The sequence below is a fragment of the Pseudomonas mediterranea CFBP 5447 genome (assembly GCF_000774145.1).
GTDB classification, from domain to species: Bacteria; Pseudomonadota; Gammaproteobacteria; order Pseudomonadales; family Pseudomonadaceae; genus Aquipseudomonas; species Aquipseudomonas mediterranea.
The window spans coordinates 652033-665456 of sequence record NZ_KN322987.1; the positions used below are offsets into that span (position 1 = coordinate 652033).

The window sequence follows — 13424 nt, forward strand, 5'->3', positions numbered from 1 at the left end:
TGCGTCATGAATAATCCACTGGCGCCCACACCGGGCATCCGCGTCAGCCTTTCGGAGCTGATCGAGATGCGCCATCGCGTGCGCGAAGTGCAATTGTTCTCGACGCCGGGCCAGCGCAGCCCGCTGATCGGCCTGCACCACTCCAAGCTGCGCGGGCGCGGGGTGGACTTCGACCAGGTGCGGGTCTACCAGGCCGGCGACGATGTGCGCACCATCGACTGGCGCGTCACCGCCCGGACCCAGGAACCCCACACCAAGCTGTTTCACGAAGAGCGGGAACGGCCGATCTTCATCATGATCGAGCAGAGCCATCGCCTGTTCTTCGGCTCGGGGCAGGTGTTCAAGTCGGTGCTTGCCGCCCAGGCCGCCAGCCTCATCGGCTGGGCGGCGTTGGGGCATAACGACCGTGTGGGCGGGCTGGTGTTCGGCAACAACAGCCATTACGAGGTCAAGCCACGGCGTAGCAAGCAGAGTCTGTTGCAACTGCTCAATCGCCTGGTGCGGGTCAACCAGTCGCTGCACACCGAAAGCGAGCCGGACCGCGATTCGTTCGGCGTTGCCCTGCGCCGGGCCCGCGAGGTGCTGCGCCCCGGCAGCCTGGTCATCGTCATCTGCGACGAGCGTGCATTGTCCGACAGCGCCGAGCAGCAACTGAGCCTGCTGTCCCGGCATTGCGACCTGTTGCTGCTGCCGCTGTCGGACCCACTGGACCACGCCCTCCCCGCTGCCGGGTTGCTGCGTTTCTCCCAGCGCGGCGCGCAGTTGGAGCTCGACACGTTGAACGTCGAACTGCGCCAGGCCTATCGGGCCCAGGCCGAGGCACGCCAGGCGCGCTGGGAATGGCTTGCGCAGAAGCTGCGGATCCTGATGCTGCCCCTCAGCACCCAGGGCGACATGGTCGAACAATTGCGCGATTACCTGAATCCCGGCCGCACGGGGAAAAGCCGATGAGCAGTCTCGATCAGTTGCAGCCACTGATAGCGCCTCCTCCCGTCGGTTTCTGGCCCCCCGCGCCCGGCTGGTGGCTGCTGCTGGTGCTGTTGCCGCTCTTGGGCCTGAGCATGTGGCACCTGCGCCGGTTCCTTCCCGCCAAGCGCACCGCCGCCCGCGCCGAGCAGCCCCTGGACCCGGTGCGCCTGGCCGCCCTGGCCGAACTGGCGCTGCTGCCCAAACCCTATGACGGCGCGCCGGCGGGTGCCTGGCTGCAGCAACTCAACGGACTACTCAAGCGCCTGTGCCGCAACCACTATCCCTACAGCCAGAGCCACACCCTCAACGGGCGAAAGTGGCTGGCCTTCCTGGATAACCGTTGCCCGGCGGCCGGCCTGACCCGCTGGATGGTGCTGGTCGAAGGTGCCTACAAACCCGAATGCAAGCTGGATGACAAGGCCATCGCCGGCCTGACCCAAGCCGTTGAAATCTGGATTCGCAAGCATGTTTGAGTTCGCCTGGCCGTGGATCTTTGCCTTGTTGCCGCTGCCCTGGCTGATGCGCCTGGTGCTGCCGGCGGCCGACAGCGGCGAGTCGATGCTCAAGGTCAGTTTCCTGGAGGACCTGGAAGGCCTCGTCGGACGTCGGGCCCGGACCCACTTGCCAAGCTGGCGGCAACAGGCGCCCTTCATCCTGCTCTGGCTGCTGTTGCTGATTGCCGCCGCCCGCCCGCAATGGCTGGGTGAGCCGCTGCCGATTGCCGCCAGCGGCCGGGACCTGCTGGTGGCGGTGGATGTCTCGGGTTCCATGGACTTTCCCGACATGCAGTGGAAGGACGAAGAAGTCAGCCGCCTGGCGCTGGTCCAGCACATGCTCGGGGATTTCCTCGAAAGCCGCGAAGGCGACCGGGTCGGCTTGATCCTGTTCGGCAGCCAGGCTTATCTGCAGGCGCCGCTGACGTTCGACCGGCGCACGGTACGGCGCTGGCTCGACGAAGCACGCATCGGCATCGCCGGCAAGAACACCGCCATCGGCGACGCCATCGGCCTGGCCCTCAAGCGCCTGCGTCAGCGCCCGGCCCACAGCCGCGTGCTGGTCCTGGTCACCGACGGCGCCAATAACGGTGGCGAGATCGACCCGCTGACCGCCGCCCGGCTGGCCGCCGACGAAGGCGTGAAGATTTATCCCATCGGCATCGGTGCCGATCCGGAGCAAAGCGGCACTGCGGGTTTTCTCGGCGTCAATCCGAGCCTGGACCTTGACGAGCCGACCCTCAAGGACATCGCCCAGGCCACGGGCGGCCGCTACTTTCGCGCCCAGGACGGCGAGCAATTGCTGGCGATCAAGACCACCCTCGACCAGCTCGAACCGGTGACCCAGCAACCGACCCAGGCCCGCCCCGCCCAGGCGCTCTATCATTGGCCGTTGGCCGTTGCGCTGTTGTTGAGCATGTTGCTGGTGGCCCGGGAACGCTGGCCGGACAATCCGTTGCAACGGCTGTTCAGCCAACCGCTGTTCCAACCGGCCCACCACGCCGAATGGCGGCAACGCCTCAAGCGCCTGCGTTTGCGGAGGCGTCGATGAGCGCTCTCTGGCCGCACTGGCTGCGCCCCGCGTTCGTGTTGCTGCTGCCCCTGCTGGGCTGGTTGCTCTGGCAACTGTGGCATCGGCAGAAACGCGTGGGCCGCTGGCAGATGATCCTGCCCCCGGCGTTCCATGCCGTGCTGCTCAGTGGCGGCAGCGGCCGGGAAAGCCGGCTGCCCTGGATCGCCCTGGGCCTGGGCTGGTTGCTGATGGTGCTGGCATTGCTGGGGCCAAGCTGGGCGCGGGTCGAACAGACCAGCCAGAAACCCGCCGACCCGTTGGTAGTGGTGCTGGAACTGACCCCGGAGATGCTCGCCACCGACGTTCCACCTACACGCCTGGAGCAAGCTCGGCGCAAGCTGCTGGACCTGCTGCATAGCCGCAGCGATGCGCAGACGGCGATCATCGTCTATGCCGGCAGTGCCCATACCCTGGTGCCGCTGTCCGACGACCTCTCCACCAGCGCCAACCTGCTCGAAGCCCTGGCGCCGTCGATCATGCCGCAAAGCGGCCATCGCGCCGACCTGGCGATCAACAAGGCCATGGCCCTGCTGGATCAGGGCGGGCTGGGTCACGGCCGGATCCTGTGGATCGGTTCATCCTTGAACGAGCAGGAACGCCAAGGCATCCATCAGGTGCTTGGAGGTTCCGCCACGCGTTTGTTGATGCTGGGCATCGGAACCCGGGAAGGCGCGCCGGTGGCGCAGAACGACGGCAGCTACCTCAAGGATGACCAGGGTGCGATTCTGCTGCCGCGCCTGGACAGCCCGAGCCTCAAATCCTTCGCCAATGAGTTGGACGGTCGTTATCGCCCGGCACGCCTGGACGACAGCGACCTGAAAGGCCTGGGCCTGCTATCTGGCCCGCGCCATCTGCGCAGCGACGGCCAGACCCTGCGCCTGGACACCTGGGCCGACCAGGGCTATTGGTTGCTGCTGCCGCTGTTGCTGCTGGCCGCCTGTGCCGGGCGCCGAGGCTGGTTGTTCTGCCTGCCGTTGCTGTTCGCCTTGCCACAGACCGGTCATGCCTTTGAATTCGAGGACCTGTGGTTGCGCCCCGACCAACAGGGCTTGCACCTGCTCAAGCAGAAACGCCCGGCCGAGGCCGCCGAGCACTTCGAGGACAGCCAATGGCAAGGGGTCGCCTTGTACGAAGCCGGCGCCTATGGCGAGGCCGCCCGACGCTTTGCCGAAGGCAACGACGCCCGCGCGCATTACAATCGGGGCAACGCGTTGGCCAAGAGTGGTGAACTGGAGGCCGCGCTGGATGCGTATGAACAGGCCCTGGAATTGCAACCGGACCTGCGCCCGGCGCAAACCAACAAGGCCCTGGTGGAAAGCCTGTTGAAGGAACAGGCACCGCCGCCGGATGAGCCCAAGCCGGCCGAAAGCGAGGAGCCGGGCCCCGCCGAGCAGTCGCCGAACGCCGGCATGCCGCCCCAAGCTGCGCAGACCGAATCGACCCCGGCCGAGGCCACCACGGCGCAGGATGAAAACCAGGCATCCCAAAAGCCTGCGACGGGCGCCCAGGACGTACCAGGCAGCGAGTTGCCCGACGAACAGACCACCACCCCACCGTTGCGCCCCGCCGCCGGCCAGCGCAACGAAGAAGAACAGCACCAGGCGCTGGAGCAATGGCTACGGCAGATCCCGGACAATCCGGGGGAATTGCTCAGGCGAAAATTCTGGTATGAACAGCAAAGCCATCAGGCCCAGGGAAAAACCCAATGATCCGCTTCACCGCCCAGTTCCTTGCCTTGCTGTTCTGGATCGGCACCGCCCAGGCTGCGCAGTTGACGGCCAACGTGGATCGCAGCCGCCTGAACTCCGGGGAAACAGTGGAACTGACCCTGGAATCCAACGATGCCACGCTGTTCGGCAAGCCTGACCTGAGCCCGCTGCAGCCACTGTTCGATGTGCGCGGCACCCGCCAGGTCAACCAGTTGACCACCCTGGACGGCGAAAACCGCGCCACCACGCGCTGGATCGTCACCCTGCTGCCACGCCAGAGCGGCACCGTGGTCATCCCCGCCGTGCACCTGGGCGAGGTGGCCAGCCAGCCGATTACCCTGCAAGTGATCGAGAGCGAAACCCGCAATGCGGCCGGGGCCCTGGCACCGATATTCATCGAGGCCAGCCTCGACCAGAGCCATGTGTATGTACAGGCCCAGGCGATCCTGACCCTGCGCATCTACCATTCGGTGTCGCTGTACGACGACAGCAGCCTCACGCCCCTGCACATTCCCGATGCGCGCACCGAACAGCTGGGCGAATCCCGCACCTATGAAAAAGTCATCAATGACGTGCGCCACGGCGTGATCGAACTGCGCTACGGCATCTATCCGCAGCGCAGCGGCGAACTGACGATCCCGGCCCAGACATTCAGCGCCACCCTGGTCGAGCCAGTCGCCCAGGACGCGGCACCGTCGGGGCCCAAGCCCGGCCAGTTGACGCACGTCAGCTCGACACAACTGCTGCTGACTGTCGATCCCAAGCCGGCCAGCTACCCGGCCGATGTGCCCTGGCTGCCGGCACGCAGCCTGTCCTTGAGCGAGAGCTGGAGCCCGGAACCGACCCACAGCCAGGTCGGCGATTCCCTGACCCGCAGCCTGACCCTTGAAGCCGAAGGGCTCGCCAGCGCCCAGTTGCCCCCCCTGCCGGCCACGGAAATCAACGGCCTGAGGCGCTATCCCGACCAGCCGGTGCTGAGCAGCCGCAGCAGCGAGCGCGGGTTGGTGGGCAGCCGTGAAGACCGCGAGGCGCTGGTGCCGAACCGTAGCGGCACCATCGAGCTGCCGCCGGTTGAAGTGATCTGGTGGAACACCCTGGAGAATCATCTGGACCGCACCAGCCTCCCGGCGCGAACCCTGCAAGTGGCGAACAACCCGAGCCTGATGGTGGATACGCCAACGGGCACGCCGCAGATCGTGACCACCGTCGACAACGAAACCCTGTGGTACTGGCAATTGAGCTCGTTCCTCCTGGCCTGCACCACGCTGCTTGGCTTCGGCCTGTGGTGGCGCGCCCGCTCGCAGCCGGCGATCCTGCGCGCGGCACAGGTCGGACCGAGCCCCCGCACCCTGCTGGACGACCTCAAGCGTACCTGCCTGGCCAACGACCCCCACGCCACCCGTCAGGCACTCGACGCCTGGGCCCGCCAGCAACCGGAAACCCTGGCCGACATGGCGGCACGCTTCGTACCGCTGTCCGACGCCCTGGATGGCCTCAACGGTGCGCTCTACAGCGAAACCGGCCAGCACTGGCAAGGCGAAGACCTGTGGCGTGCCATTCGGGCCATTCCCGCCGCAGTACGCTCCCAGGACCCGCTGGCTGACAGTGGGTTGCCACCGCTCTACCCGAAGTAATCCCCGGCCCTTGTGGCGAGGGAGCTTGCTCCCGCTGGGGCGCGCAGCGGCCCTGTTCTTGGGGCTGCTGCGCAGCCCAGCGGGAGCAAGCTCCCTCGCCACAGGAAGTTGAGCAAGTCCTCTGCCTGGTTTCCCAGTAAACTCTGCACTTTTCCAGCCGCCCTCTTCACCCGCGGCCATCATCTGTTTTCTGGAGTTTGCCTTGCGTCTGTTCCACACCTCTGACTGGCACCTGGGGCAAAACCTGCACGGCCAGGAGCGCGATTTCGAGCACGCGTGTTTCCTCGAGTGGCTGCTGCGCCAGTTGGCCGGCGAGAAGCCCGATGCGTTGCTGATCGCCGGCGATATCTTCGACACGGTCAATCCGCCGGTCAAAGCCCAGGAGCGGCTGTACGATTTCATCGTCAGCGCCCATGAACAACACCCCAGCCTGACCATCGTGATGATCGCCGGCAACCACGACTCCGGCTCGCGGATCGAGTTGCCCGCGCCACTGATGCGACGGCTGCGTACCCACGCCCTCGGTCGGGTGCTGTGGCTGGACGACGGGCAACTGGATGTCGAACGCCTGCTGCTGCCCTTGCCCGATGCCAAGGGCAAGGTCAAGGCGTGGTGCCTGGCCCTGCCATTCCTGCGCCCCGCCGAAGTCACCGGCGCGCAACTGGGCGATTACTACCTGCGGGGTATCGGCCAGGTCCACGAATGGCTGATCGCCGCCGCCAACGGCAAGCGCAAGAAGGGCCAGGCATTGATCGCCATCAGCCATGCGCACATGGCCGGCGGTTCGGTGTCCGAAGACTCGGAGCGCAGTCTGATCATCGGCAATGCCGAAGCCCTGCCCGCCAGTCTCTTCGGTCCGAGCATCAGCTACGTCGCCCTCGGCCACCTGCACAAGCCGCAAAAGGTCAACGGCGAAGAACGCATTCGCTACAGCGGCTCGCCGATTCCCCTGTCGTTCTCGGAAATCGGTTATCGGCATCAGATCCTCGACGTCACCCTGGACGGCGACACCCTGGTCAAGGTCGAACCACGACTGATTCCCCGGGCCGTCAACCTGCAACGCCTGGGCCCGGCGCCGCTGGCCGAAATCCTCGGACAACTCAAGGAGCTGCCGGACATCGACCTGCTGGCCGACGTCCAGCGCCAACCCTGGCTGGAAGTGCGGGTGCGCCTCGACGAACCTCAGCCGGACCTGCGCAACCAGGTGGAAATCGCACTGCAAGGCAAGGCTGTGCGACTGGTGCGGATCGCCGCCGAATACGCCGGCCGCGGCAATGCAGCGGGTGCCGATGACGATGCGGCCTTGATCGAGTTGGATCAACTGAGCCCACAGGAATTGTTCAGCCGGGCCTGGCAGGACGCCTATGGCAACGCAGTGGATGAACAGACCCTCAAGGATTTTGCCGTGTTGCTGCAAGACGTCCAGATGGAGAGCGAGCAACCATGAAAATCCTCGCGATCCGCCTCAAGAACCTCGCCTCCCTGGCCGGTCCTTTCGACATCGATTTCACCGCCGAGCCCCTGGCCAGCGCCGGTCTGTTCGCCATCACCGGCCCCACCGGCGCAGGCAAAAGCACCTTGCTCGACGCCCTGTGCCTGGCGTTGTTCGGTACCGTGCCGCGCCTCAACAACACCGGACGCGATGCCAAGGTGCCGGACGCCGACGGCGAAATCGCCACCGGTGACCCACGCACGTTGTTGCGCCGTGGCACCGGCGATGGCTACGCGGAGGTGGATTTCCGCGGCATCGACGGGCGCCGTTATCGCGCCCGCTGGGAAGCCAATCGTGCCCGGGAAAAGGCCGGCGGCAAGTTGCAGGCCAGTCGCCAGAGCCTGCGGGACCTGGACAATGACCAATTGCTGGCCAGCCAGAAAGGCGAGTACAAGGCTCAACTCGAAGCGGCGCTGGGCCTGAACTTCGAGCAGTTCACCCGCGCCGTGTTGCTGGCCCAGAGTGAGTTCAGCGCCTTTCTCAAGGCCGATGACAACGACCGCAGCGAACTGCTGGAAAAACTCACCGACACCGCCCTGTATACCCGCCTTGGCCGCCGCGCCTTCGACAAGGCCAAGCAGGCCAAGGAAAGCCACAAGCAGCTGCAGGACCAGGCCACCGGCGTCACGCCGCTGCCCCCCGAGGCCCGGGCCGAGCTGGACGCACGCTTCAACGAAGCCCAGCAACAGCTCAAGACCCAACAGGCGCAACTCAAGCAGTTGGAACTGCAACACACCTGGCTCAAGGACCTGCGCCAGTTGCAGGACGAACACGCCAGCGCCGCCGAACAACTGCAACAAGCCGAGGCCGACTGGAACGCCCTGGCGGACGAGCGCCTGAAGCTGACCCGCCTGGAGCAACTGGCGCCCCAGCGCCATCAGTTCATCCGCCAGGCGGAACTGACCCGGCTCCTGGCACCGCTGGCGATCCAGGTCCAACAGCTCGGCCAACAGCAACTCGACCTGAATGAACAACAGGCAGAACTGGAAAAAGGCCTCGCCGCAGCACAACAGGCACTGGTCGCCGCCCGTCAACAAAGCACCGACAACGCGCCGTTGCTGCGCCAGGCCTTTGAACAACAGAACACCCTCGCCCGCCTGATCACGGAAGCCAATCAGGCCACCGAGCGCCAGGCGCAGGCACAACTGGCCTGCATGGACGGTCAACGTACCGTCGAGACCTTGCTCGAACAGCAAAACCAGGTGGCCGCGCGCCTGCAGCGCATCGCCAGCGAGCTTGAGCAAAGCAGCCACCTCGCGCCGCTGAGCGAAGCCTGGAAAGCCTACCGTGATCGCCTCCAACAGTTGATGCTGATCGGCAATCGCTTGAACAAGGGCCAGGCCGAACTCGCGGCGCTGGAAGCCAGCGCCACCCGCGCCGCCGAGGAACTGGTGGCCCGTCGGCAAGAACTCGAAGTGCTGTACAAGGAGGCCGGCGCCGAACCCGAAGCCGTCGCCGAACAGATCCAATTGCTCGGCAATTTGCTGCAAGACAACCGCAAGCAACAACGGGCCTTCGAGGACCTCACGCGGTTATGGGCCAGTCAGCAGGAACTGGACAAACGCGGCGGCGAGCTTGAACAACGCCAGCAACAGGCGTTGCAGGAACGCGATCGACTGGTGCGCGAAGGCGGCGAAGCCAAGGCCGAGCTGGCGGTTGCCGAACAGACCCTGAGCGTGACCCGTGACCTGCTGACGCGGCAACGGTTGGCCCGCAGCGAAAGCGTCGAACAGTTGCGCGCGCAGCTACAGGACGGGCAGCCTTGTCCGGTGTGCGGCAGCGTCGAGCATCCTTATCATCAGCCTGAAGCCCTGCTGCAAAGCCTCGGGCGCCACGATGAAAACGAAGAAGCCAACGCGCGCAAAGCCGTCGACCAGCTCAATGAAAAAGTCATCGACCTGCGTGCGCAATACAGCGGGGTCATGGCCCAGCTCAAGGAGTTGAAACAGCAGCAGGAACAACTGGCGGCCCAGCAACAGGAACTGGCCCCCAGCCTTGAAGCCCATCCGCTGTCCGCGCAACTGATGGCCCAGGACAGCGTCAGGCGCGACGCCTGGCTGGCCCAGCAGAACACCCAACTGCACCAGCGCATCACCCAGGACGAACAACGGCAAGCCGCCCTGCTGACCCTGCAACAGGACGCCGCCCGCCTGTCCCAGCATCTGCGCAATGCTGAAACGGCGAGCCAACAGGCCTCACTGCACCTGAGCAATCAGCAGCAGGAACTGGACCGGGATCGCCAGCGCCTGGACGACGAACTGAGCCATTTCAGCAGCCTGTTGCCGACAGACACCTTGCAAGCCCTGCGCACCGAGCCCGCCGCAACCTTCATGCAGCTCGACCAGCAGATAGCCCAACGCCTGGAGCAACTGGAACAGCAGCGTGAAGAACTCGGCGAACAGCTCCAACGCCAGCAGACCCTGGAAAAGGAACAGGACCGTCAACAGACCCGCGTCCAGCAGCTGGAATCGGCGCAACAGCAACTCAACGGCCTGACCGAACAGCAGCAGGCCTGTCAGCAGGCACTCACGCAATTACTTGGCGAACACAGCAGCGCCGAACAATGGCAGCAGCAACTCGACCAGGCCCTGGAACAGTCGCGCACTGCCGAGGCAGCGGCCAATCAACAGTTGCACGAATTACGCAACGGCCTGGTGCAACTGGCCGCCGAACTCAAAGCCCGACAGGAACAGGCACAGTCCCTGGACGCTGAACATCAGGCACTGGCCGCCGGTATCGCTCAATGGCGCACGTCCCATCCTGAACTGGACGACGCAGCCCTCGAAGCCTTGCTCGCCCTCGATGAGCAACAGGTCGGCCAGTTGCGCCAGCGCTTGCTCAACAGTGAGAAAGCCATCGAACAGGCCCGCGTACTGTTGATCGAGCGAGAACAGCGGCTACAGAATCATCAGGCTCAGCACAACGGCAACCTGTCACCCGAACAGCTGGCCGACACCCTCACCCAACTGCAACAGCAATTTTCCACCAGCGAACAACGTTGCGCCGAACTGCGTGCCGAACAGGCTGAAGACCAGCGCCGGCAAAACGCCAACCAGGCGCTGGCCCAGCAGATCGAGCAGGCCTATGCCGAGTATCAACGCTGGGCCCGGTTGGATGCGCTGATCGGCTCCGCCACCGGTGACCGTTTCCGTAAACTGGCCCAGGCCTACAACCTCGACTTGCTGGTGCATCACGCCAACGTCCAGTTGCGGCAACTGGTGCGCCGCTACCGGCTCAAGCGCGGCGGCAGCATGCTCGGGCTCCTGGTGCTGGATACGGAAATGGGCGATGAATTGCGTTCGGTGCATTCATTGTCAGGTGGCGAAACCTTCCTGGTCTCCCTCGCCCTGGCGCTGGGCCTGGCCTCGATGGCTTCCAGTACGCTGCGGATCGAGTCGCTGTTCATCGACGAGGGTTTCGGCAGCCTCGACCCCGAGTCGCTGCAACTGGCGATGGACGCTCTCGATGGCTTGCAGGCTCAGGGCCGCAAGGTCGCGGTGATCTCCCACGTGCAGGAAATGCACGAACGGATCCCGGTGCAGATCCAGGTGCAGCGTCAGGGGAATGGGTTGAGTACGGTGGAGGTCAAGTAAGGCTGCTGAACACCTGGGGGACCTTGTGGGAGCGAGCCCTTGCATCAAGGTTGACTGTACCGCCGCTATCGCGAGCAGGCTCGCTCCCACAGGGATTGTGGCTTGACTGCTTCGATCAGTCTTGCAGCAAGCCCAGTAATCGCTCGCGCGCCGCTTCCGGCTCGCCTGGCACTGGCTGGGCAGCCGAAACAATCGGGGCGGAATAGAGAAACAGCAGCATCATCGCCAGACGCATCGCCATGGTGTCGATCCTTATGGAAGAAGGAGTCAATTTTTCAGCGTCAAATTTAAACACATGGCTATGTGATATTACAGCGGATTTTTCAGAACAGATTGAAGCGATGGGTGAAAACGATGAAGCCTGCGATCTTTTCTCTCCCTGTCGAGACGAAAAGATCGCAGGCTTCAGTCGTTACGACGCGCTCAGTGCTGGGTCTTGTGATCCAGTGCAGCGTAGAAGTTGGCACTCTGTTGCAGGTATTTCTCGGTGTAGCTCTGGGTACGATTTTTCTTGTCGCTGATCTCGATGCTGGCACTGGCCGGCAGCGCCACGGTGGCAGAGATAGCGGATGCGGCGATGATGGAGAAGAGGTTCAGGTTCATGGCGGTATTCCTCGGATTCAGTTGGCTGTCTTGCCCGGTTGGGCCGTGAAGCAAACTTACGCGCCGAGGCGTCTCGTCTAGAAATGCTTTGCAATGCTAGCGAATATCAGTGCCGTTGATATAACCGCGCAGGCCCCGAAAAACGGGGCCTGTGCCTTATCGAGGCTGGATGAACTTCACGTCGCTCGGCGCATCCATCGACAGTTTCTGCACCGATTTACCCAACAGGCCGGTCTTTGGATCGCGTGCGAACACCACGATCTGATTGCTCTTCTGGTTGGCAACCAACAGGAATTTCCCGCTCGGATCGAGGCTGAACTCCCGCGGATGGTCACCCTCGACGGAGCGGCGTTGCAGTTCTTTCAGCGTACCGGCCGCCGGGTCGATGGCGAAGACCAGCACTTCGTTGCTGGTGCCGCGATTGCTGACGTACAGGAACCTGCCATCCTTCGAGGCGTGCAAGGCCGCAGCCGCCCTTGCTGGCTGAGGCTTGCCGGCCGCCAGGTCAACCAGTTGGCGCTGGACCAGGCGACCGTCCTGGTAATCGAACACCGCCACTTGCGCAGTCATTTCCAGGGTCAGCCAGGCGTGCTTGCCGTCGGCGCTGAACAGCAGGTGACGCGGTCCGCTGCCGGGCGGCAGTTGCACGAATGCCGGGTCGGCAGCAGTCAGCGGCAGCTCGGGATTGGCCTTGGGGTCGTAGCGATAGACGAACACCTTGTCCGCCCCCAGGTCGTTGGCGAACACATATTTGCCGTCGGGCGACGACACGGCCGAATGCACATGGGCCGACATCTGCCGCTCGGGGTTGACCCGGCTTGGCTGGTGACTGCTCAACTGCACGACGGGCGCCAGCTTGCCATCGGCGCCCACGGGCAATACCGCAAGCGTACCGCCCGGATCCTCCACCACCGAATAGTTGCTGACCAGCAGATGCCGGCCATCGCCGCTGAGGCTGGAATGGGTCGGCTCATTGCCCACGGTCTGCACCTGGTTGATCAGGCTCAGTGCGTGGGTCGTCGGGTCGATGGCATAACTGCTGACCTTGCCCACCGGATCCTTCTGCCCCGGCCCATTCTCGTTGACCACGAACAGCCGGCTCATGTCCGGGGACAGGGTCAGCCACGACGGGTTGTCGGTCTTGATCACCTGCAACGGCTTGGCCTCGAGCTGGCCGGTACGGCTGTCGAACTGCAGCCGGTAGACGCCTTGGCTCTGGCCTGCCGTGTAGGAGCCCACCAGCAATTGATAGCGCTCATCGGCGTTGGCCTGCATGCCCATGGCGCCCACACTGCCGGCCATCAACAATGGCCAGAGACTACGCATCCTCATGTTCGTCCTCCTCATCGTCGTGGCCGCTGGTCGCTTCCACACATTCCAGGTGGTGATCGCCCGAATCGCTGGAAATGATCCAGTGTTTCGACGCCGGGTCGAACGTCGCGGCCTGCATCTGCGCAGGCGTAAAGCGCCAGTGCGCGAGGGTGCGGCCGTTCATGCACTCGACGTGCAACTGATCCTGTTCGTCGAGGGAGAAATCGAAGGCGTGCAGCCCGTCGATGATCAGCATGTCGCAGGCTTCGAGCGCGTACAGCAGGGTGTCGGTTACGGCAGTCATGGGGATCGGTCGGTCGCTGGGAAAGTGAGCATGATAGCTCAATGTCCGGGTTGGCCTTGGGCTATCAAGTCCGGAAGCGTGTTGGCCGGCAGATCGCTATCGCGAGCAGGCTCGCTCCCACAAGGGTTTCGGGGTGGCCGCGGGACTCATGTCCGCCGCCAATCCCCTGTGGGAGCCGGGCTGGCCCGCGATGGCGGCGGCACAGCCAACATCATCGCAAGCTGACCCACCGACTTCGCGAGC

General features: G+C 64.4%; 11 protein-coding genes. 7 read left to right on the plus strand and 4 right to left on the minus strand.

Going from position 1 to position 13424, the window contains the following annotated elements; translation table 11 throughout:
- Window positions 1-6 precede the first annotated feature (6 nt).
- The 7 genes from N005_RS22925 to N005_RS22955 all read left to right on the plus strand — a co-directional run bounded on the left by N005_RS22925 (window position 7) and on the right by N005_RS22955 (window position 10963).
- Window positions 7-951, plus strand: coding sequence for a DUF58 domain-containing protein (locus N005_RS22925; protein ID WP_047703272.1), 945 nt, complete (start codon window positions 7-9; stop codon window positions 949-951).
- A complete protein-coding gene (locus N005_RS22930; protein WP_047703273.1) occupies window positions 948-1442 on the plus strand; it encodes a DUF4381 domain-containing protein in 495 nt (164 codons plus the stop codon). Before N005_RS22925 ends, N005_RS22930 begins: the two co-directional genes overlap by 4 nt.
- Window positions 1435-2514, plus strand: a complete 1080-nt coding sequence (locus N005_RS22935) for a vWA domain-containing protein (RefSeq protein WP_047703274.1) — start codon at window positions 1435-1437, stop codon at window positions 2512-2514. Before N005_RS22930 ends, N005_RS22935 begins: the two co-directional genes overlap by 8 nt.
- On the plus strand, window positions 2511-4244 hold the full coding sequence (locus N005_RS22940) for a VWA domain-containing protein (protein ID WP_047703275.1): 1734 nt from the start codon (window positions 2511-2513) through the stop codon (window positions 4242-4244). Before N005_RS22935 ends, N005_RS22940 begins: the two co-directional genes overlap by 4 nt.
- Entirely contained in the window at window positions 4241-5878 is a 1638-nt protein-coding gene (locus N005_RS22945) for a BatD family protein (RefSeq protein ID WP_047703276.1), read from the plus strand. Before N005_RS22940 ends, N005_RS22945 begins: the two co-directional genes overlap by 4 nt.
- A gap of 202 nt (window positions 5879-6080) precedes the next feature.
- Window positions 6081-7325: an exonuclease SbcCD subunit D C-terminal domain-containing protein gene (locus tag N005_RS22950; RefSeq protein WP_047703277.1), complete on the plus strand. Its 1245-nt coding sequence runs from the start codon at window positions 6081-6083 to the stop codon at window positions 7323-7325.
- A complete protein-coding gene (locus N005_RS22955; protein ID WP_047703278.1) occupies window positions 7322-10963 on the plus strand; it encodes an AAA family ATPase in 3642 nt (1213 codons plus the stop codon). Before N005_RS22950 ends, N005_RS22955 begins: the two co-directional genes overlap by 4 nt.
- A 115-nt stretch (window positions 10964-11078) precedes the next feature.
- Here the strand turns inward: N005_RS22955 and N005_RS29825 are convergent, their stop codons facing one another.
- The 4 genes from N005_RS29825 to N005_RS22970 form a co-directional block, all read right to left on the minus strand.
- Window positions 11079-11204, minus strand: coding sequence for a hypothetical protein (locus N005_RS29825; protein ID WP_265086661.1), 126 nt, complete (start codon window positions 11202-11204; stop codon window positions 11079-11081).
- 182 nt (window positions 11205-11386) lie between these two features.
- On the minus strand, window positions 11387-11566 hold the full coding sequence (locus N005_RS22960) for a hypothetical protein (RefSeq protein ID WP_047703279.1): 180 nt from the start codon (window positions 11564-11566) through the stop codon (window positions 11387-11389).
- Between the two features lie 156 nt (window positions 11567-11722).
- Window positions 11723-12898: a lactonase family protein gene (locus N005_RS22965; RefSeq protein ID WP_047703280.1), complete on the minus strand. Its 1176-nt coding sequence runs from the start codon at window positions 12896-12898 to the stop codon at window positions 11723-11725.
- Window positions 12885-13181 carry a DUF5629 family protein gene (locus N005_RS22970; protein WP_047703281.1) on the minus strand — a complete coding sequence of 99 codons (297 nt, stop codon included), beginning with the start codon at window positions 13179-13181 and terminating at the stop codon, window positions 12885-12887. The genes N005_RS22965 and N005_RS22970 overlap by 14 nt, the downstream gene beginning before the upstream one ends.
- Window positions 13182-13424: the final 243 nt, after the last annotated feature.